Origin of the sequence: Alkalispirochaeta alkalica DSM 8900 (genome assembly GCF_000373545.1) — a bacterium.
Lineage (GTDB): Bacteria > Spirochaetota > Spirochaetia > DSM-27196 > Alkalispirochaetaceae > Alkalispirochaeta > Alkalispirochaeta alkalica.
Genome location: NZ_KB891691.1, coordinates 280,134 through 300,741, shown reverse-complemented (window position 1 = coordinate 300,741; position 20,608 = coordinate 280,134). Strand labels below are relative to the sequence as shown.

Sequence of the window (20,608 nt, the reverse complement as noted above, 5' to 3'; positions counted from 1 at the left end):
ACGTGCTACGCTCCTCCTCGATGATTCGTATCAAGACATCCAAAGAGATCGCCGGAATCCGCGCGTCCTGCAAGCTCCTGGCAACTGTTCTGGAAAAGCTCCAGCACCAGGTAGTGCCCGGTATTACCACGGGGGAGCTGGACCGCCTGGCACAGCAGGAGATTCAGGCCCTGGGTGGCCGCCCGGCCTTTCTGGGGTATCAGGGGTTCCCCGGCGCGCTCTGCACCTCGGTGAACGAGGAGGTGATCCACGGCATACCCGGATCGCGACGCCTGGAAGAGGGCGATGTGGTGAGCATCGATTGCGGTATAGATTACGAGGGGTTTTTCAGCGATTCCGCCATAACCGTACCGGTCGGCACGGTGGATCCGGCCGTGGAAAAACTTCTTCGTGTGACCCGGGAGGCTCTGGAACGCGGCATAGAGGCCGCAGGCAGAGGGAAACGGGTAAACGACATCTCCCGAGCCATCTATAAAACGGTGAAAGCCCGGGACTACGGCGTTGTGCGCCCCTACTGCGGCCACGGGGTCGGTCTGGAAATCCACGAAGACCCCCAAATTCCGAACTACGTTGGCCGGGGCCCGAACCCGCGCCTCCGGCCCGGTATGGTCATCGCCATNGAACCCATGGTCAATCTGGGTGTTGACGATGTCGATCTGCTGGACGACGACTGGACGGTGGTCACGGGAGACCGAAAGGTCTCGGCCCATTTTGAGCACACCCTGGCCATCCTTTCGGAGGGTGTGGAGGTCCTGACCAGACGACCCTCCGAGGTCGTTCCCTCGCTGGAGGCGGCCCGGGGAGCAGATCGATGAAGGGAGCCCTCTCTCCGCGGCGGCTCTTTGTTCTTAACATTCTTCTTGCGGGGCTCCTCTCGGGTCTGATTCTTGCCACGCTCCTCTTCTCCTGTTCGACCAACGGAAACCGGGCGGGCCGTATCGCCGCCCGGGACCGGGACCGCCTTGCCCAGGCCGATCCCCGGGAGCTGCAGGAGAGCTTTCGTCTGGTGGCTCGTGTGGCCAGCCCTTCGGTGGTGAGAATCGACGTCGAGGAGGTGCGAACCCGCATGATCCCCGGGGGTGAAGACGCTCCCTGGTTCGATTTTTTCTTTGGCGATCCCTACCTGGATCCGCCCGGNGAGGAGGGNGCNCCCGATCGGGAGGGCGAGGGCCGGTTCCGTACCCAGGGGATCGGTTCGGGAGTGGTGGTGCGCCGCCAGGGTGATCTCTACTACGTCCTCACCAACGAGCACGTCGTGGGCCAGGCCGATNAGATCACCATAACCACCACCGACGATGAGGAGTATACCGCCCGNGTTGTGGGAACCGATACCCGCAAGGATCTGGCGCTCCTCTCCTTTNCTTCCTCCCGGGATATCCCTCTGGCGGTTCTGGGTGATTCCGACACCCTGCAGGTNGGTGANTGGGTGCTGGCGATCGGTAGCCCCTTCGGGTTCCAGTCCACCGTGACCGCCGGAATCGTGAGTGCCCTGAACCGCCGGGGCGGGCCCGCAGGAAACATCAGNGATTTCATCCAGACCGATGCCGCCATCAACCGGGGCAACAGNGGGGGAGCTCTGGTGAACCTTCGGGGCGAGGTGGTGGGGATCAATACCTGGATCACCTCCCAGACCGGAGGAAGCATGGGGNTGGGGTTCTCTATCCCTGTCAATAACGTGGTGCGCGCCATCGACGATTTTATCGAGACCGGGGCGGTCCGCTACGGCTGGCTCGGGGTAAGTATCCGTTCNGTTACCCCCGTGATTGCTGAATCTCTGGCTCTTCCGAGCCGGCGGGGCGCCCTGATTCACCACGTTTTCCGGGATTCTCCCGCTCACCGGGGCGGTCTTCTGCCGGGCGACTTCGTGGTGACCCTGAATGGCGTNACCATCGGCGACTCCGATCAGCTGGTCCTGGAGGTGGGCGAATTGCCCGTGGACGAGATTGCCCGCTTTTCGGTGGTNCGCTACGGTGAANCCCTGGAGCTGGAGGTTCGGATCGCCGAGCGCGAGTCGGACCGGGAGATAGCCGAGCTGAACCGCCGNCTCTGGCCGGGTTTCTCGGTCCACCCCCTGACCGATGAGATCCGTTCCGATCTGAATCTCTCCAAAGAGAGGGGGGGGCTTCTGGTAACCACCGTGGAACGGCGCACTCCCGCTGCAGCAGGAGGGGTCCGGACAGGTGATATCCTGCTTGCGATAAACGGCCGGGAGACAACCTCCATGGTTGACTTCTACAGAGAGATCAACGAGGGCGGCCAGGAGGCCACTCTCTCACTTCTGCGCGACGACAGCACTGTCGAGATTGGAATCCAGCAATGAGTAACAAGCACTTTATNTCCTACGACACGGTCCGGAANAACGCCNTCGTTCTGGCCCAGCAGATCTGCCAGGAGGGGTTTATTCCCGATGTGATCTACGTGAGCCTCCGGGGCGGTGCCTACATGGGGAACGTGATCAGCGAGTACTTCAAGTTTGTCCGGCGCGGCCAGCGGCCGGTCTTCTATGCGGCCGTGGTGGCCCGNTCCTACACCGATATCAGGGAGCAGGAGCGGGTGAGCGTGGACGGCTGGACCTACAGCCCCGAGCACCTGCGTTCGGGCGACCGGGTTCTGGTGATCGACGATATTTTTGATACGGGCCGGACCGTGAATCATCTGGTAGAGGTGATTCTCCAGAAGGGGTTGCCCCGTTCCGANGTCAAGATCGCCGTCCACGACTACAAGATCCGCCACTACGTGGAGGAAAAGCAGCCGATCCAGCCCGATTACTACTGCCGGAAGCACGAGATCCAGACGCCCGAGGAGGATCACTGGATTCATTACCTGAGCCACGAGCTGGTGGGGTTGTTGCCCGAGGAGATCGACCAGCAGTATCCCGACGAGCGGGTCCGGGCCGTGCTCCACGGGTTGCCCTGAAGCCTGTCCGCAGCGACCAAAAAAAAGACCGCCTCCCGGGCGGTCTTTTTTAGCGGTCGCAAGATCTGCCGGCCCTCTTTTGACGGCCAGGTCCGGGTCTGTGGTTTTACTCCCAGACCCAGGTGGGCGATGTCCCGGTGTTATAGCTGGAGGTGCTCCAGAGGCCGTGGTTATCGGTCAGGGCAAAGACGAGCCCTCCCAGCTCCATAAGCCCCGTCACGGCAGCCGAGGAGAGATCCGCCGACCCGTAACTCCTGCTGATATCGCGGCCCGAGGTCCAGCTGACGCTGGTGAAATCCTCGTTCGGGCGGGCGTGGTAGTAGCCGTCTCGGTCCCAACTGGTAGGATTCTCGCTGGTGATTGTTCCTGCCAGGAATATCTCCCTATCTGGAAGCCAGAGGAGACTCGCGAAGGCCCTGCTGCGGGATGCAAAACTTTCCCAGCCAGCATCCCAGGTGTCAAGATCTATCGGGGGATCTGGCAGATTCGATGATTTATAGAGCCTGCCCGTGAGCGTGGCCGCCACGAGGAAGGTGTTACTACCGAGGGTTACGGGCTCCACAGCCCCCAGGTTTGGTGGCGGGGCTTTTATTTCCTTGATATCATCATTAGTACTAGTCTCCAACTCTGTTAAAGGCAGCCACCAAAGGCCATTTCTGGCGATCCAGAGGTAGCCACCTGCCACAAAGGCCTTCCCCGGGGGGCGAGAACTCGGGATCAGGTCGTCCCCCGGGTTTTCGTACCCGACAAAGCGGTGGCGCCTGTCCTGAGGGTCGCCTTTCTGCGGGTTCACCGCCAGGTAACGTTGCTTGTTGTCGCCCTCCTGCCGCATGGTGACGAGCAGCGTGTCGGGCGTGCTGTCGCCACTGCGGTCGATAGCAGCCACCCCCGTGAGTCTGGAGAGTTTCTTCTCGCCATCGTCGGGATCGTCCAGATAAGAACCGCTCCCGAGAACGACCTCCCAGGAGGAAAGTTCTCCATCCTCCTCATCCTCAACAGCCCTCTGGAGTGTCGTGTTCTTTCCGCCCGAAGAGAGAATCACGTAGACCTCGTAGGTTGCACCATTTTCTATCACGGCCACCGACGATGCCTCTCTATTGCTGGGGCTAACCCGACGCCAGGTATTACCGCTTATGGGGCGCCGGAAGAGCCCCGTGCCCGCCACCGCGTAGAAGTAGTCTCCCGAAGCGGCCATGCTGGCGATGAAGGTGTTATCCACCAGGTTGTTGGACCTGATCTTTACCTCCTGCTCGATATCGGCAAAGATCCCTGTGTCCCCCCGGGTACANCCNCCGAGGGTCAGGACCAGGGCAGCCAGAAGCGCCCCGAGGACGTGCCAGCCCCCGCCGGGGACACCCGGGAAGGCCCTGCTCTTGTGTAGGACGTTCATACAGTTTCTCCTAAAACCGGTAGAGAATGGACATGGTGGTGGACATGAAGTTCCCGAAACGGTTGTCCTCGTTGGAGACATCGGAGACGTGGTTGTAAAACTGGGGAACCCACCAGTACCGAAGATCCACCCCGAAGGCCCATTCAGAGTTCATGTTCCAGTAGGCACCCACGCCGGGCATCACGATCGGATCGATCTTGAAGGCCCCGTCGAANCGNCTGAAGTTCATCCCCGCCGCAATNGACAGGGGGAACTCGAAGGGGTAGGCCCTGAAAAAATAGGTAAGCCGCATGGCCAGGGGAATCATGTAGAGAGCGTTCCGGTTGGGTGTATAGGCGAACATCCCCCCCAGCTCCCCTCCCANGGCGATCTCGTTGGTGAGAAAACCGCTCCACATGAGGTGGCCCGTGCCGCCCAGGGTCAGGTTCGCGTCCTTGATCCCGTCGGGACCACCGGCAAAAAAGAGGGGGATAAAGAGCCCCAGATTCATGGAGATCATCTGATCCCCACGCCCGTAGGTAGGCTGAAAGTCCTCGTCATCCTCCTGGGCNCGTGCCGTGCCGGGAGCGCCTGCCAGAGCCAGGGCCAGTGACAGCACCAGAACGAGGACGTGCCGCGACTGTCTGTATCGACTGATAAAAATCACAGACCGATACTATCACGCAGGAAAGACCCTGACAACACGGGGCCTTTCCGCTACAATGGGGCGATCATGAAAGCACAGATCATAGACGGCAAAACCATCGCCGCCGATATTCGCAGGGAACTGGAACCCCGCGTGGCGGCCCTGACAGCCCGGGGAAGCAAGCCGGGGCTCGCTGTGGTTCTGGTGGGGGACGATCCGGCGAGCCTCTCCTACGTGACGGCCAAAGAGCGGGATTGCGAGGCGATCGGTATCGGCAGTTTCGATTTCCGCCTTCCCCGGGAGACCACCCAGGAGGAGCTGCTCGGGCTGGTGGACCGCCTGAACGGGGACGACCAGGTGGACGGTATTCTGGTGCAGCTACCGCTGCCCGACCACATCGACGCCGATTGCGTACTCCAGCGCATCGACCCTGCCAAAGACGTGGACGGCTTTCACCCCCTCTCGCTGGGCAGAATGCTCCTGGGGCTCCCGGCGCTTCTGCCCTGTACGCCCCAGGGCGTGGTGGAGATGCTCCTTCGCTCGGGCCACGACCCGGCAGGAAAAGAGGTGGTGATCATCGGCCGCAGCAACATTGTGGGCAAACCCCTCTCGGTTCTTCTGGCGCTCAAGCGCCCGGGGGGCAATGCCACCGTCACGGTCTGTCACTCCCGAACCCGTGAGATCGCCCGCATCACAGCGGGGGCAGACATCGTCATTGCCGCCATGGGTTCCCCCGAGTTTCTCAAGGCTCACATGATCAAACCCGGGGCGGTGGTGATCGATGTGGGCGTGAACCGGGTGGATGACCCCGGGGCAAAGCGGGGCTACCGTCTGGTGGGGGATGCCGCCTGGGAGGAGCTCCAGGAGAAGGCCTCGGCCATTACTCCCGTTCCTGGAGGAGTGGGCCCCATGACGCGGACCATGCTGCTCCATAACACGGTTTGTGCCGCCGAGGCGCGTCGGGCCCGGGGGACGGCCTGAGTGGTAGATGTTCAGAACCAGAACGACACACGCCGGATTCCCCTGCAGAAAGTGGGGGTGCGGAATATTTCCCACCCCGTTACGGTCCTGGACAGGGACCACCGGCAACAGCATACCGTGGCCGACCTGGCCCTCTACGCGAGCCTGCCCCATGACTACAAGGGCACCCACATGAGNCGCTTCATCGAGGTCTTTCAGCGCTACGCCGGGGAAATNCGCATGCCCCGGTTCCTGGATATGCTCCAGGAGGTGCGCCACCATCTGGACGCAGAACGCGCCTTCGGGGAGCTTCATTTTCCCTACTTCATGGANAAAGANGCCCCCGTGAGCAAGCAGTCCAGCCTGATGAACTATCGGTGCGGTTTCAGCGGCAGTGTNTCCGCCCGGGAGNGACACTTCTTTGTCTCCATGGCCGTGCCGGTAACCACCCTCTGCCCGTGCAGCCGCGAGATCAGCTCCCGGGGTGCGCACAACCAGCGGGGAACCTGCACCGTCACCGCCGAGGTTCAGGAGTTCTTCTGGATGGAGGATGTGATCGAGCTGATCGAGTCCTGCGCATCGGCGGGGCTCTATACGCTGCTCAAGCGGGTAGACGAGAAGTTCGTCACGGAGCAGGCCTACGATCACCCCGTGTTCGTGGAAGATCTGGTCCGGGAGGTCACAACCGCCCTGGAAGAGCGGTTCCGGTTTCCCTGGTTCAGCGTGGAGGCGCTCAACCGGGAAAGCATTCACAACCACGACGCCTACGCCTACGTGGAGCGCGGGCGCCCCCCTCTGGAGAAACCCCATGAATCTTAACCGTGTTACAACTGTTACCGATCGTGTCCCCCTGAAAACCGCTCTGATCAGCGTGGCCGATAAGGAGGGGCTCCAGCCCTTTGTGGAAGGCCTCTGGCAGGAAATCCCCGATCTGGTGATCTACTCCACGGGGGGGACCTTCACGCTCCTTCAGGAGCTGGCCCGGGAGCGGGATCCCGGCCTGGTGAGATCCATCACGGAGTATACGGGTCAGCCCGAAATGCAGGGCGGCCTGGTGAAAACCCTGGACTACCGGGTCTACCTGAGCCTCCTGAGCGAATCCCATAACGAGGATCACCAGGCTGATCTGATCCGGACCGGTGCGGTCCCCTTCGATCTCACGGTCTGCTCTCTCTATCCCTTCGAGGAGACCGCAGCCCGGGAGGGGAGGACCCTGGAGGATCTGCGAACCCACATCGACATCGGAGGGCCCACCATGCTGCGTGGGTCGGCAAAAAACTTCCTCCGGGTTCTGGCGGTTTGCAGCAGCCAGGACTATTCCGGGGTGCTTCAGGAAATCCGCCAGGGCCAGGGAACCACGTCGCTGAAGTTCCGGCTTGCCCAGGCCCTGAAAGTCTTCTCCTGCACCGCTCACTACGAGGAGACCATTGCCCGGGAACTGGCCCGCGCAGCAGCGGAACAGGAGCTGGAATCGCTCTATACCGATATTCCCCTCGCCGATAGTTCTGCTACCGGCAATCCCCCCCAGGAGGCATGATCATGAGTCGCAGCATCTATCGTACCATTAATACCGACGGGTTCCCCGAGGATTTGGAGATATCCTTCGGGTCCGGTTCCGAACGACAGACCCTCTGCTATCGCAAGGTGACCTGGGACGTGGCAGGCGAGCGCCAGGGACTCCGCTACGGCGAGAATCCCGACCAGCAGGCCGCGCTCTACCGTCCGGTGAACGGGAACCTCCTCCTGGGCCAGGTGCACCAGATCGCCCCGGGTCGAGGTCTTGCCTCGGAGGTGGATCTGCTGCAAAGCGGAAAACATCCCGGCAAGATCAACATCACCGATGTCGATGCGGCCCTGAACATTCTGCGGTACTTCACGGATCGCCCCGCCTGCGTGATCGTGAAGCACAACAACCCCAGCGGAGTGGCCCTGGGCAGCTCCCTGGCCGAGGCGTACCAGCGGGCTCTCATGGCCGACAGGATCGCCGCCTTCGGGGGCGCCGTGGCTCTGAACGGCGAGGTTGACCGGGAGACGGCCCAGGCGATCGCCAGCTACTACGCCGAGGTAGTGGTAGCCCCCGAGTTCAGCGCGGGAGCGCTGGAGGTCTTCGCGACCAAAAAGAACCTTCGGGTTCTCCGGGTAGGAAACATGGCGCGTCTCCAGGAATACGTGGGCACCCGCTTCGTGGATTTCAAGAGTCTCATCGACGGGGGACTGGTCGCGCAGTGGTCCTTCGTCCCCAAGCTCCTGCCCGACGAAGAGCTTCTCCCCGCCCGGGCCGAGCACCAGGGCAGGTCCTACGGGATCGAGCGCGAGCCCACCCAGGCAGAGCGCAGGGACATGCGCTTCGGGTGGCTTGTAGAAAGCGGTGTCACCAGTAATTCCGTGATCTATGTCAAGGACGAGGCCACCGTGGCAATCGGCACGGGCGAGCAGGATCGGGTCGGCGTGGCACGGATCGCCCGGGAGAAGGCCTTCTGGAAGCTGGCAGACCGGCTCTGCCTGGAAGCCACGGGCAAGGGGATCGAGGAACTGGGCTCACCCGAGGAGCAGGAGCCCTTTCACCAGGCCGCCCGCAAGGAGCGGGGGGGGCTGCCGGGGTCTACTATGATCTCCGATGCCTTCTTCCCCTTTCGCGACGGTGCCGAGGTGGGATTGCGCGAAGGAGTTTCGGCAATTCTTCAACCGGGAGGAGCCCTGCGAGATCACGAGGTGATAGAGGCCTGCAACCACTTTGGTGCTACCATGGTCTTTACGGGACAGCGGAGTTTTCGTCATTGATCGGGCCGTCCACCGGACGAATTCCCCCGGGGTCAGGAAGGACCCCGGGGGATTCTGTGATATACTGAACTACGGAAGGAAGCGTTATGCCCTGGAAACTGCTACTCTATCTCGTCCTCCTGGGATGTGTTCTGGCCTTTGTCGGTCTCAATCTGGACCACACCGCCGATATTTCTTTGGGATTTATCCTCTACCGGGATGTTCCGGTCTTCCTGAGTCTCTTCTTCGCCTTTTTTCTCGGCGTGGTCCTGACAATCCCCGCCGTGATGTTCACCGCGTCCCGCAAGACCAGGGACAGGAGCGAGCGGCGTCGGGAACGGCAGGAAAAGCAGGAGGCACGGAAAGAGGAGAAAGCCCGGCGGATCGCGCACAAGGAAGAGCGCCGTCAGGCCCGGGGAGCTGCCAGGGCTGCCAAAGCTTCCCGGGCAGAGAAGAAGCGAACCCTGCCGGGGGGGCCATGACCAGGAGGGGCATTCTCGCGGCACTTGTGCCGCTCTTTCTGTATCTGGCTCTTCCGGGCCGGGTCCATGCCAGGGAGGAGANCTCCTGGTCCGCTGCGCTTCAGACCATTCTGGAGAGCGTCCCGTCTCTGGAGGAGGCTCTGGACCCCCTGGAAGAATACCTGGCAGGAATTGCCTACCCGCACGAGAGAGCTCAGGCCCTCTTCGAGGCGGCTCGTATCTACGAGCTCGCGCACCGCTTTTCCCCGGCAGCCCGGTGGTACCGGGAAGCCCTGGAGGAGGTCCCCGATTTCGACGAGGCAGCGTTGCGCTACGGAGGGGTCCTGCTGGAGCTGGGCGAGGCCCGGGAGGCGGTGCGTGTTCTCTCCCGCATGATCTCCTCCTCCGGGGATCGCCGAATCCAGCGCGCCGGGGCGATTCTTCGGGGCCGGGCCCATTTTCTGGCCGGTGAAACCGACACTGCCCTGGCCCACGCGATCGCTCTGGCCGACCAGAAGCACGAGGCCGAGGCGCTCTTTCTTCTCTTCGACATCGCCAGAGCGCTGCAGGATACGGACCTTCTGGAGCAAAGCCGTCGGGATCTGTCTGAGTATTTCGGTCTCTCGCCCGAGGATCGGCTTGCCAGCCCCCGGGGTGGCGTGCGGTCTGTCGCGGCAGCCCCCCTGCCGAGTCGCCTTCTCCAGGAGGGAGGCGATCGCTCCGGTATTTCCGGCAGCATTGTCCGTGCTCCCGATCCGCGCGATGGGGGAGTCCCCCCCCTTCGGGATGATTCGCCTTCCGGAGAGGCTCCTTCCGGGGAAGTCGATCCCGAGGAAAAAGAGCCTGCGCCCGCCACCAGAGACGCCGAAAGCTCGTCCCTGACAGGTATCCAGACGGGGAGCTTCCGGGATCGCGAGAACGCCTCGTATATGTTGCGGGACATCACCGCCTTGGGTTTCTCAGCAACGATCAAGACCGCCGAGACCGGGTCGGGCCGGTTCTACCGGGTTATCGTCACCCTGCCCGAGGGATACCAGCCAGCCGATGCCCAGGAGACGGTGATCGCCCTGAAGGAAGAGGGGATAGAGGGCTTCCTGGTTTTTGGTCCCTGACGTCTCAGCTGGCCTCCTCGAGGAACTCCTCCACCTGCTCCAGTACCACCGGGGCCTCACCGGTCTCGATGAGACCGGCCACGGTAAAGATCACCGGCGTCATGCGGATTCGCCGCACAATCCTGTCCTCGGACCGCTCCTCGCTGTACTCCAGACGGTACCGCTTGTTAAAGGACCCGTTGGATGAGGCCCTTCCCGCAGGGCTCTCCCCCCCACTGGCCTCAACGACCTTGAGTTCCAGCAGGGGGTCGCCCGTCTTGATCAGGTTAAAGCCCCCCCGCCAGTCGAAGTGATCCGATCTGAACCGGAAGTAGGGGGCGTCAAAGAGAAATTCCTGGTGATTTTCGTTGCGATAGACTCCCTGGAGGAGAAAATCGGGCCGCGCAACCCGGTGGTGGCGGACGGTGCTCTCCTGGATTCCAGGGGTCATTCGCTGATACTGACCATTCCAGTATTCTGCCCCGTCCACGGTAATGCTGATGGTGTCCGTCCCCAGGACGGTCACGGCGATCTGTCGGCGCACGGTGCGGAGTACGGCATTCCTGAGATGGATCAGCAATCCTGGCCCTCTCTGGTAAATCGCCTTGTAGGAGTTTACCCACTCGTATTGCTCCTGGGCGTCGGCATGAAAGAGGCTCACCCGCTGGTTGGCGGTATCAAAAAAAGCCAGTTCCGCCGAGGACCCCAGGCCCGTGCCGGTACTGCGGAACCAGGGGCCGCTCAGAAATTGCTCCATCCCTGCCGCATCGGCGTCGTAGAGCTCCCGGAGCTGAGCCTGCTCGGCCTGCACCCCCGGGAGATCTTCCTGGTGGGCAAGAAGATAGTGGCCCGACTCGGTGTTCCACCGGTACTCGGACCGGATCAGATCGTGGGGATCCCCGGTCTGGTCGTTGCGCTGGAAGAGGAAGATGGGGAAGCTCTCGCCCGTGGTCTGAAGCGTCCGATAGGCGTCGGAGCGGCGACGGTCGGCGATCTCGATACTCCCGTCGGTGGTGCCGCTGAAGATTTGCCGGAAGAGCAGATCCCGTTGCCCCCGTTCGCGGGGTTCCTGGCGGAAGACGTTGATGGTCTGTTTGCCTTCGGGATCGATCCCGATTCCGACGATCTCCTCCAGGTGGTCGCCGGTGAGGTCCATCGTGGAGACCGAGAAAGATCGCATTCCCGTGGCGTCGGTCACCCCCTCCCAGGAGATTCGGTAGACGTTGCGCAGGGGGTCAAAGATCGCCACGAGCAGACGGATCCGGTCCGAGGGATCGTCGCGTCGTTTCACCACCACGATCTGCTCGTCGGGTTCGCTCATGGTGAGACTCACGTTATGCGTGGAAATCAGCAGATAGTCGTCGGGGAGATGAACTCTGAGCCCCGGTTCCTCATCTTCGGTCTGAATGGAAACTGCCCGGGTCTCTTCGCGGGCCAGGACGATGCCCGGGGCTGCTCCCGGAAGGGTTACCTCGCCGCGGAGAGGGATCGCCGTGCTCTGTCGCTCCTCGGCGCAGGAGAAGAGCATCATCCCCCCCAGGATGCAGAGGGCCAGGGAGAAGGGAGTTGATTCTTTCACAGGTCCCATTGTGCCACATCCTCCGGGATGGCGACAACGGGGAACCCGGTGGACAACGGTCCCGTTTTTTTGCATAGTAGTGCATGGACGCTTTAAATAATACCGGGCGGGCACCCCAGNTCGCCGAAAAGTACAGTTACGATGATGTTCTTCTGCAACCTGGTTTTTCCTCGGTGGTACCCGGAGAGACCGACACCAGTGTTTCCCTTACCCCCGGAATCCAGCTGAATATTCCCGTCATGGCCGCCGCCATGGATACCGTTACGGAACAGGAGCTCGCCATAGCCCTGGCTCTCGAGGGCGGTGTGGGGGTTATTCACCGGAACATGCCCCCCGAGGAGCAGGTTCGTCAGGTGGGCGCGGTAAAACGTCACCTGAACTGGATCATCGAGAACCCCGTTACGGTGGGCCCCAGACAAACTATCGGGGAGATTCGGGAGATCGTTGATTTCTATTGTATCTCGGGCCTTCCCGTGATCGACGGTGACCGCCTCGTGGGAATCATCACCAGCCGGGACCTGCGCTTTGCCCCTGACAACACCCAGCTGGTAGAAGAGGTCATGACCAGGGATCCCGTGGTGGAGGTGGGGCGCCCCTCACTGGCCAGCGCCAAGGCCAAGTTCAACCAGTACAAAATCGAAAAACTTCCCGTGGTGGACGAGCAGGGACACCTCACGGGGCTGATCACGGTAAAAGACATGGAAAAGCACAGCCTCTTTCCCCAGGCAGCAACAGACGCCTCGGGCAGGCTGCTGGTGGGCGCCGCCGTGGCTCCCTCCGATGTGGAAACCCGTCTGGGACCNCTCTTCGAGGCTCGGGTGGATTTCGTGGTGGTCGATACCGCCCACGGTGATTCCCGGAACGTGGTGGAGACGATCAAACTTATCAAGGCCCGCCATCCCGANCTCCCCGTGGTGGGCGGCAACGTGGCCACCGGTGCCGGAACGCGCCGCCTCATCGAGGCCGGGGCAGACATCATCAAGGTCGGCGTGGGGCCGGGCTCTATCTGTACCACCCGAATCGTCGCTGGAATCGGCGTTCCCCAGCTCTCGGCGGTGATGGANGCCGTTGATGTAGCCCGGGAGTACAACATTCCCGTCATTGCCGACGGCGGGGTAAAGTATTCCGGCGATATCACCAAGGCGATCGCCGGAGGGGCCCACGTTGTGATGGTGGGAGGCCTCTTCGCTGGTCTCAAGGAAGCTCCGGGCAAGGAGTTCCTCTACGAGGGCAGGATCTTCAAGGCCTATCGGGGCATGGGGTCCGTGGCAGCCATGAAAAAGGGAGGCGCCGACCGGTATAACGTGGCCGAGGGAGAAGAGCCTGTCCCGGAGGGTGTAGAGGGGCGGGTTCCCTACAAGGGGGAACTGCGGCCATATCTGCATCAGCTCGTTACGGGCCTCAAGAAAGGCATGGGCTATTGCGGATGCGCCGACCTGGCGCAATTGCGGGAATATCGGAACTTCGTTAAGATTACCGCTGCTGGTTTGGCGGAGAGTCACGTTCACGATGTTGCCATGACTCGCCAACCGGAAAATTATTCCCGGAGTTGACAATTTGAACGTTGTAGTAATCGGTGCGCAATGGGGAGATGAGGGCAAGGGAAAGATCGTTGATTATCTTTCTTCGGAGGTGCAGAAAGTTGTACGGTTTTCCGGTGGAGCCAACGCCGGACACACCATTGTCGATGGNGACAAAACCTACAAACTCCACCTTGTTCCTTCGGGTATCATCTACCCCGACACGGTGGTGATCCTGGGAACAGGGATGGTCATAGATCCCGAGGCACTNTTCGCGGAACTGGAAGAGCTCGAACGGCAGGGTATCTCCTGGGAAGGTCGCGTGCTGATCTCCGACAGGGCGCACCTGGTTCTTCCGAGTCACCGCCGGGAAGANATCCAGCGGGAAGAGGAACGGGAGAACCCCATCGGCACCACCGGCCGGGGCATCGGGGTGGCCTACGCACACAAGGCGTACCGCGACGGAGTCCGGCTGGCCGATCTGGCCTGGCCGAGGCACCTGGCTTCCCTCGCCACGGAGGATCAGGAGTTCCTCGAAANCTGGAAGGACCGGTTGCTCCCGCTGACGGTGGACCTGGCTTCCTATATGCACACCGGGNTCCCCCGGGAGGACGAGCGGGTTCTCCTCGAGGGTGCCCAGGGGGCGCTCCTGGATATCGATCTGGGAACGTACCCCTACGTATCGAGTGGGGCTTCCTGCTCGGGAGGGGCCCTCAGCGGGGCCGCCCTCGGCCCGGGCGACATAGATCACGTACTGGGGGTTTTCAAGGCCTACAGCACCCGTGTCGGGAACGGCCCCTTTCCCAGCGAGTTTGACGGCCGCAACCAGGACGGGCTCGAGGAACACATCCGTGAGTTGGGCCGCGAATACGGAGTGACCACGGGAAGGCCCCGCAGGATCGGGTATCTCGACCTCGTGGCGCTCCGGTATGCCTGTCGCACCAACGGGATCACCAGTCTGGCCCTGACCCATCTGGACGTCTACGACGCCCTGGAAACGGTCACCGCCTGTATCGGCTACGAGACAGACCACCAGACTCTGGATTATTTTCCCGCCTCGATTGCGCTTCTTGAGCGGGCGCGGCCTGTGACAAAGGCGTTTCCCGGCTGGCAGCGCCCCCTGGGGGACATATCCTCCTTCGAGGACCTTCCCCGGGAGGCCCGGGACTATATCACCTTCATCGAGGATTACCTGGAGGTACCGATCAGCCTCGTCTCTGTCGGTTACCAGCGGAATCAGACGATTATCCGACGATCTCTATGGGGAGAAAAATAATGACCACAGGATCGGCTCTCACGCCGCCCTCGGGCACCGACAGGATCGTTATCCTGGACTTTGGAAGCCAGACCACACACCTTATCGGACGNCGCATTCGCGAACAGGGCATCTTTGCAGAAATTGTGGCNGGCACCGCGCCGATGGAAGACTGGATCGACGAAGGGGTGAGGGGAGTTATCCTCTCGGGCTCCCCCTCGTCGATCCACGACGAGGACGCGCCCCTGCCCGACAGACGCATCTATTCCCGGGGGATTCCCCTCCTGGGAATATGCTACGGCCTCCACGTAACAGCCCATCTCCTGGGCGGCGAGATCAGTCGGGCCGAAACGAGAGAGTACGGTCCTGCCCCCGTAGAAGTTGTGACAAACCACGAGATAACCTCCGGCGTGAGCAGGCGCTTTACCTCCTGGATGAGCCACGGCGATGCGATCAGGCGATTGCCTCCCGGTGCCCGGGAGATCGCCACCACCTCCCACGGGGTAACGGCCATCGTCACCATCCCCGAGGCATCCTTCGTGGGGCTGCAGTTTCATCCCGAGGTGACTCATTCGGAGCAGGGCCTTCAGATTCTCGACAACTTCGCTGCGGGAGTCTGCCAGGCCCGTCGCCAGTGGTCTGTGGAGAACTATCTGGAACAGCTCCAGGGGGAGCTCCGCAGTCAGGCCGGCGACAAACCGATCCTCCTGCTCATCTCGGGGGGGGTCGATTCGTCGGTGGTGGCAGCGCTGCTGCTTCAGACCTTTCCTCCGGAGCAGATTCACCTTATGTACATCGACACGGGGCTCATGCGGAAAGATGAATCGGTGGAGATCGGGGCCGCCCTGCGAAAACTGGGGGCACGAAACCTCTACCTGATCGATGCAGAGGAGCGGTTTCTTTCCGCCCTGGCCGGTGCAGTCGATCCCGAGAAAAAACGCCACATTATCGGAGACCTCTTCATCTCTGTTCAGGAAGACGAGATCGCCTCCAGACTTTCGGGGGACTATTTGCTGGCCCAGGGAACGCTCTATACCGACCTCATCGAGAGCGGGCACGGAAGCGGTGGCACGGCAAAGTCCATCAAGAGCCACCATAACGTGGCGAGCCCCCTGGTCAAGAAGAAGCGCGAGGCCGGACTCATTCTGGAGCCCCTGGCCGCGCTCTACAAGGACGAGGTCCGGGACCTGGGCCGTCTCCTGGGGCTACCCGAGGAGATCGTTGGACGGCACCCCTTTCCGGGGCCGGGGCTGGGAGTCCGCGTGCTGGGAGAGGTCACCCGGGAACGCTGTGATATTCTCCGCGAGGCCGATGCGATTTTCATCAGGGAGTTGCGGAAGGCCGGGCTCTACGACGCGATCTGGCAGGCCTTCGCTGTACTTCTCCCGATTCAGTCCGTGGGGGTCGCCGGAGACAGTCGTGCCTACGGGAACGTGGTGGCCCTGCGGGCCGTGACGTCCACCGACGGAATGACCGCCGACGTCTACGGTTTCGAACCCGCCTTCCTCAGAACCGTCTCGGCGGCGATCACCAACGGGATACCCCAGGTGGGCAGGGTCGTCTACGACTGTTCCGGGAAACCTCCCGCTACAATCGAGTGGGAGTAGGCGGGGTTCCCGGGGCCGATCCTTTCGTCTTTTGACGGGATGAGCTATCATTAGGAGCATGCCGGAGCAGGATGGTGGGCATTCAGGGTCGGTCCTCTCGCAGATGTGCCGTGTGAGGCCGGTCCTGACTTTTNTTGAACCGGGCGTNGNTNCCCTGGCAACTGCCCTGGTNGCTCTGGATCTTNTGGGGCGGGTCGANATATCCCGGAACCTGGGGCTCCTGGTCCTGGATACAGCGATCATCGGGTTTTTTGCCCTGGACTATCTGACGGGCCTGATCGGTGCGCCCGACAAAAAAGGATACCTCCGAACACATCTGGTGGAGTTGCTCTCGATNGTTCCCGTCTATCANTTCCGGGCGTTNCGGGCGGTGCGGGTCGTCCGGATTCTCCGGCTGGTATCGCTGGTGGCGCGCGCACGACGCAGTATCGCGCAATACTTCACTTCCCACGTCCTGACCTACGTGGTGGTTATCCTCTGTGTGGTTATCGCTCTGGGGTCCATCTCGATCTATCTGGTAGAGCGGGGGAACAGTATCAACTCCTTCGCCGATGCTCTCTGGTGGACGGTGGTCACCGTTACCACCGTGGGGTACGGCGATCTTTCCCCCGAGAGCACGCCNGGACGGATTGTCGCCATCATTCTGATGATTACCGGNGTTGGTGCCCTGGCCGCCTTCACCGGCACGGTTGCTTCGGTGATTCTCCACCGGTCAGGCCGNAACCNCGAAGAGCACTCCCAAGAANACCCGGAAGGAAACCCCGGCGATCGATCACCAGTACATCCACCAGAAACTCCCTCAGAAGGGCTGCCGGAACCCCTGCCGGATCGCCTGGCCGGGGAATATGTGCGGGATAACCCCCTTCTGGCCGGGCTCTCGCCCCGGGAGATCCGGGAGGTCCTGGTCTTTATCGATTTTATCAGGTACCGGCGCCGCCGATGAATATACATTTTCTATGCAGGTGCTATGCATCCATNCGCCTTTTCGTGTAATTTCCCGGGATGATGAATACACCCGAAACGATACATACCTCTCTCTGGAAACAGAAACACTTCTGGNTTTTTTTGTTGCCCTCGGTAGCGGGGGTCTTTCTNTTCATGGCGCCCATCAGCTTTGCCGGCGATATCACCATTCCCGTGGCAATCCTGGCNAACACCCTGAAAGCCGTCATGGGGGGGCTTCTGGTTCCTCTGGTCACGGCGATCATCGCTGTTATGGCCGTTGCCACCGTGGCAGCAACGGCGCTAAAGCCCTCGTTTCTGGAGAAAAGCCCCTTTCTGAAAGGCCTTCTGACTCCGTCCCCCCTCTGGGTAGCTATACGTCTCATCGGGGGGCTCGCGATNGTAGCAACCTTCTTCGAGCTGGGNCCCGAGGTGATCTGGAGCGGTGACACGGGAGGGCTGGTTCTCTACGAACTCCTGCCGACCCTCTTTGCTGTTTTCTTCTTTGCCGGCCTTCTGTTGCCTCTGCTCCTGAACTTCGGTCTTCTGGAACTCTTTGGCACACTCCTGAGCACGGTCATGCGTCCTCTCTTCAATTTGCCTGGGCGTTCTGCGATCGACTGTACCGCCTCCTGGCTCGGTGACGGAAGCGTGGGAATCCTTCTGACCAGCAAGCAGTACGAAGGGTCCTTCTACACCCAGCGCGAGGCTGCCGTGGTGGGAACCACCTTTTCGGCGGTCTCGATCACTTTCAGCTTGGTGGTTCTGGCCCAGGTCAATCTGGAACACCTCTTTCTTCCCTTCTACGGGACGATCTGTGCCGCCGGTTTCGTGGCAGCCATTATCATGCCCCGCATACCGCCCCTGCGGTGGAAGAAGGATATTTTCATCGACGGAGCGAAACCGGGCGAGGATGCCGAGGTGATTCCCGAGGGGGCGACGGTCTTCTCCTGGGGACTCTCCCTGGCGGTGAAAAGGGCCGGGCAGGTGGTTTCCCTGCGCAAGGAAGCTGCCGAGGGAGCAAAGAATGCTGTGGACATGGTCTTTGGCGTTCTTCCCGTGGTGATGGCACTGGGAACGGTTGCTCTCATAATTGCCGAAACCACCAGCCTCTTTACCATCCTGGGAATGCCCTTTATCCCTCTGCTGAACCTCCTGGCCGTTCCCGAAGCTGTTGCCGCCTCGGAAACTCTGGTGGTGGGATTTGCCGATATGTTTATCCCCGCCATTCTTGCCGGCTCTATCGAGAGCGATATGACGCGCTTCATCATCGCCGCTCTCTCGGTAACCCAGCTGATCTACCTCTCCGAGGTAGGAGCGCTGTTGCTCGGGAGCAAGATACCCGTCAATGTTGTGGATCTCTTTGTGATTTTCCTGCTTCGCACAGTTATCACCCTTCCCGTGATTGCAGGCCTGGCTCATCTGATTTTCTGACGACCGGCTTCCCGCGCCCGTCTGACAGACCTGTGTGACTGGCCTGTGTAACAGGTCCGTCACACAGGCCAGTGCCCTGACAGGGCAGAAGACCGGGGAGNCGATTGCTCTTGTGATCGTCTCCCTCTTCCCGTATGATAAAACGGGAGGTGTTATTATGACAGGTCGTACTACCGGGGCCAGCAGGAAGGGGCGTGGGTCTTTTCCGGGGCTTCCCGCTTTTTTGTTGCTCGCTCTCCTTTTTCTGCCATCCCTCATCGTGGCTTCTCCGCAGGACGCTACGGGAGAGGTGGGCTTTTCCGTGGGTCGCTGGTTTCCGGGCGATATCAAACTGGACGATGAAAATCTGGAAGCCCGGAGTACCGTGCTCCTCCGGGGGTACCTGGACATGTACGTCTTCTCGCAACTCTCGGTAGGCATGTACGTAGCTGCCACCCGGGGAGAGTTGCGGGAGGCCGGGGAGGCCGACTACAAGGGAAACAGCTTCGATACCACCGAGTTCGGGGGAGCCCTCAAGGCCAGATATTTTCTTACCGAGACCTTCTCCCTGAGGCCGGGCCTTCAGTTCGGGTATCGGCGAATCACCATCGACGAAGTGAGCGACGATCCCCGGGGGGTGGCTCTGAACGGAACCCTCGAGGCCCAATACCATTTCCCCTCGGGGGCCATACCCTACNTGGACCTGGGGTTTATGAGCCAGCCCTTCGGAGGGAACCGGCAGTGGGATCTTACCTGGGGTCCCCGTTTCTATNTGGCCCTCGGGATCGGTCACACCTTCTAGCGATTCCCGGGGCTTCGGGTGGTCTTTCAGGGATTCCCCTGNGACTCGCCCGGAGAAGACCCCCGGAGTGGAAGGAGAAGCCATGGGAGTGTCTTCCGGCGGAACAGGACCATATCTCGCTGTTGAGATCGAGCGGAGGAGGCTCGTTCCCCTGATCTCTCTGGACCNGGGAGAGCGTTCCCGCTCGCTCCNGCTGACCACCCTGGTGGATAACCAGCGAGAGGCGAGGGTGCGGATTTTTGCGGTCTCCCCGGCGGGGTCCGAGCTCCTGCGCGAGTTTGTTCTGGCTGATCTTCCTCATCAGCCCAGGGGAGAGCCCCGCTTCACCGTCTGCTGTGACTTTGACGGAGTTCGCCGGGCTGCCTTGAGCGTCCAGGCGCAGGGCAAGACCCGGAAAACAACCCTCGACCTTGGACGGTTCCTTCCCTCTGCCCGGCCGACAGGCTCATGGTTCCGTCCCTGGATGGTGTTGGTCTTGCTTTTGCTTCTTCTGGTTGGAGCAGCAGGGCTTCTTCTCATGATCTCCCGAGGGAGCGCTCCGCCTCCGGGATCTGTCACGGAAAGACTCCCTCAGGAAGCCCCATCCCGAACCGCCTCACCGCCCCCTCCATCGACGGACGTCGCAGCCAGTGTTTCCGAAGATGATCCTTCCCCCGGGGATGCTTCTTCTCCCGGAGACGATACGCTCCGGGATCTTTCTGTCACCCCGGGCCCGGTGCCGGACGCGGCACCGGAGAAGGAGCTGCACCCCGAAGCAGGCTCACCGGCGCTTGTTCCGCTTTCCCGAGAGAAGACTCTCTACTTCCTCCCCGATAGCCCCCTGATCACCCGCGCGGCCCGGAGCGATCTCGCCAGCTTTCTGGCAGCCCTGAGATCCTTTAAAGATCTCGTCCTCACCCTGGAGGGGCACTGCGCGCTTGCAGGAACCGAGACGGGAAGAGAAGAACTTTCCCGCAGGCGCGCCCAGGCTGCACGCGATGCGATCCTCCAGGAGGCCTCCTGGATTGAGCCGGAACAAATTTCGCTATCCTGGTACGGCTCTGATCGTCCCGTAACACGCGATCCGGCAGAACAGGATCGAAATCGCCGTGTCGAGATCCTGGCAGAAGGGAATATCCCCGGGGAGTGATTTTACACGCCCGGGGGATTGGCTGGTTGACACGTTTTCGGGGGGTATGATATGGTCAGCCCGACATCAGGAACGGGGAGTTTCCCGAGCGGTCAAAGGGGGCAGACTGTAAATCTGTTGGCTAAGCCTTCGAAGGTTCGAATCCTTCACTCCCCAGA

The 20,608-nt window shown here is 61.4% G+C and carries 17 protein-coding genes and 1 tRNA gene; 16 read left to right on the top strand and 2 right to left on the bottom strand.

The window, feature by feature from the left end:
* Positions 1-20 precede the first annotated feature (20 nt).
* The 3 genes from map to B071_RS0101265 all read left to right on the top strand — a co-directional run bounded on the left by map (position 21) and on the right by B071_RS0101265 (position 2,916).
* Positions 21-815, top strand: coding sequence for a type I methionyl aminopeptidase (gene map, locus B071_RS0101275; protein WP_018525292.1), 795 nt, complete (start codon positions 21-23; stop codon positions 813-815).
* Positions 812-2,320 carry a Do family serine endopeptidase gene (locus B071_RS0101270; RefSeq protein ID WP_018525291.1) on the top strand — a complete coding sequence of 503 codons (1,509 nt, stop codon included), beginning with the start codon at positions 812-814 and terminating at the stop codon, positions 2,318-2,320. The genes map and B071_RS0101270 overlap by 4 nt, the downstream gene beginning before the upstream one ends.
* Complete coding sequence (locus B071_RS0101265; RefSeq protein WP_018525290.1) at positions 2,317-2,916, top strand: phosphoribosyltransferase; 600 nt, start codon at positions 2,317-2,319, stop codon at positions 2,914-2,916. Before B071_RS0101270 ends, B071_RS0101265 begins: the two co-directional genes overlap by 4 nt.
* A 1,400-nt stretch (positions 2,917-4,316) precedes the next feature.
* Here B071_RS0101265 and B071_RS20230 read toward each other — a convergent pair.
* Complete coding sequence (locus B071_RS20230) at positions 4,317-4,904, bottom strand: TP0733 family outer membrane beta-barrel protein (protein WP_438829522.1); 588 nt, start codon at positions 4,902-4,904, stop codon at positions 4,317-4,319.
* A gap of 114 nt (positions 4,905-5,018) precedes the next feature.
* Between B071_RS20230 and folD the strand changes: the two genes are divergently transcribed.
* The 6 genes from folD (at position 5,019) to B071_RS0101225 (ending at position 10,224) form a co-directional block, all read left to right on the top strand.
* Complete coding sequence (gene folD / locus B071_RS0101250; RefSeq protein WP_018525287.1) at positions 5,019-5,912, top strand: bifunctional methylenetetrahydrofolate dehydrogenase/methenyltetrahydrofolate cyclohydrolase FolD; 894 nt, start codon at positions 5,019-5,021, stop codon at positions 5,910-5,912.
* The gene (folE2, locus tag B071_RS0101245; RefSeq protein WP_018525286.1) at positions 5,913-6,710 is read left to right on the top strand and encodes a GTP cyclohydrolase FolE2; all 798 of its coding nucleotides are present in this window, start codon (positions 5,913-5,915) and stop codon (positions 6,708-6,710) included.
* On the top strand, positions 6,700-7,428 hold the full coding sequence (locus B071_RS0101240) for an IMP cyclohydrolase (protein ID WP_018525285.1): 729 nt from the start codon (positions 6,700-6,702) through the stop codon (positions 7,426-7,428). The genes folE2 and B071_RS0101240 overlap by 11 nt, the downstream gene beginning before the upstream one ends.
* 2 nt (positions 7,429-7,430) lie before the next feature.
* The gene (locus B071_RS0101235) at positions 7,431-8,672 is read left to right on the top strand and encodes an IMP cyclohydrolase (protein WP_026244885.1); all 1,242 of its coding nucleotides are present in this window, start codon (positions 7,431-7,433) and stop codon (positions 8,670-8,672) included.
* An 86-nt stretch (positions 8,673-8,758) separates the two neighbouring features.
* A complete protein-coding gene (locus tag B071_RS15200) occupies positions 8,759-9,133 on the top strand; it encodes a lipopolysaccharide assembly protein LapA domain-containing protein (protein WP_018525283.1) in 375 nt (124 codons plus the stop codon).
* Positions 9,130-10,224, top strand: a complete 1,095-nt coding sequence (locus B071_RS0101225) for an SPOR domain-containing protein (RefSeq protein WP_018525282.1) — start codon at positions 9,130-9,132, stop codon at positions 10,222-10,224. Before B071_RS15200 ends, B071_RS0101225 begins: the two co-directional genes overlap by 4 nt.
* A gap of 4 nt (positions 10,225-10,228) precedes the next feature.
* Here the strand turns inward: B071_RS0101225 and B071_RS0101220 are convergent, their stop codons facing one another.
* The gene (locus tag B071_RS0101220; RefSeq protein ID WP_018525281.1) at positions 10,229-11,791 is read right to left on the bottom strand and encodes a pallilysin-related adhesin; all 1,563 of its coding nucleotides are present in this window, start codon (positions 11,789-11,791) and stop codon (positions 10,229-10,231) included.
* 74 nt (positions 11,792-11,865) lie between these two features.
* Between B071_RS0101220 and guaB the strand changes: the two genes are divergently transcribed.
* From guaB to B071_RS0101180, 7 genes are all read left to right on the top strand, one after another.
* Positions 11,866-13,335, top strand: coding sequence for an IMP dehydrogenase (gene guaB, locus B071_RS15195; protein WP_018525280.1), 1,470 nt, complete (start codon positions 11,866-11,868; stop codon positions 13,333-13,335).
* A 4-nt stretch (positions 13,336-13,339) separates the two neighbouring features.
* Complete coding sequence (gene purA / locus B071_RS0101210; protein ID WP_018525279.1) at positions 13,340-14,578, top strand: adenylosuccinate synthase; 1,239 nt, start codon at positions 13,340-13,342, stop codon at positions 14,576-14,578.
* On the top strand, positions 14,563-16,164 hold the full coding sequence (gene guaA, locus B071_RS0101205; protein WP_438829502.1) for a glutamine-hydrolyzing GMP synthase: 1,602 nt from the start codon (positions 14,563-14,565) through the stop codon (positions 16,162-16,164). The genes purA and guaA overlap by 16 nt, the downstream gene beginning before the upstream one ends.
* A 58-nt stretch (positions 16,165-16,222) precedes the next feature.
* Positions 16,223-17,107: a potassium channel family protein gene (locus B071_RS18085; protein ID WP_083914295.1), complete on the top strand. Its 885-nt coding sequence runs from the start codon at positions 16,223-16,225 to the stop codon at positions 17,105-17,107.
* A gap of 59 nt (positions 17,108-17,166) precedes the next feature.
* The gene (locus tag B071_RS0101195; RefSeq protein WP_040586789.1) at positions 17,167-18,540 is read left to right on the top strand and encodes a YjiH family protein; all 1,374 of its coding nucleotides are present in this window, start codon (positions 17,167-17,169) and stop codon (positions 18,538-18,540) included.
* Positions 18,541-19,403: 863 nt separating this feature from the next.
* Entirely contained in the window at positions 19,404-20,450 is a 1,047-nt protein-coding gene (locus tag B071_RS0101185) for an OmpA family protein (RefSeq protein ID WP_018525274.1), read from the top strand.
* A 74-nt stretch (positions 20,451-20,524) separates the two neighbouring features.
* A tRNA-Tyr gene (locus B071_RS0101180) sits at positions 20,525-20,606 on the top strand.
* Positions 20,607-20,608: the final 2 nt, after the last annotated feature.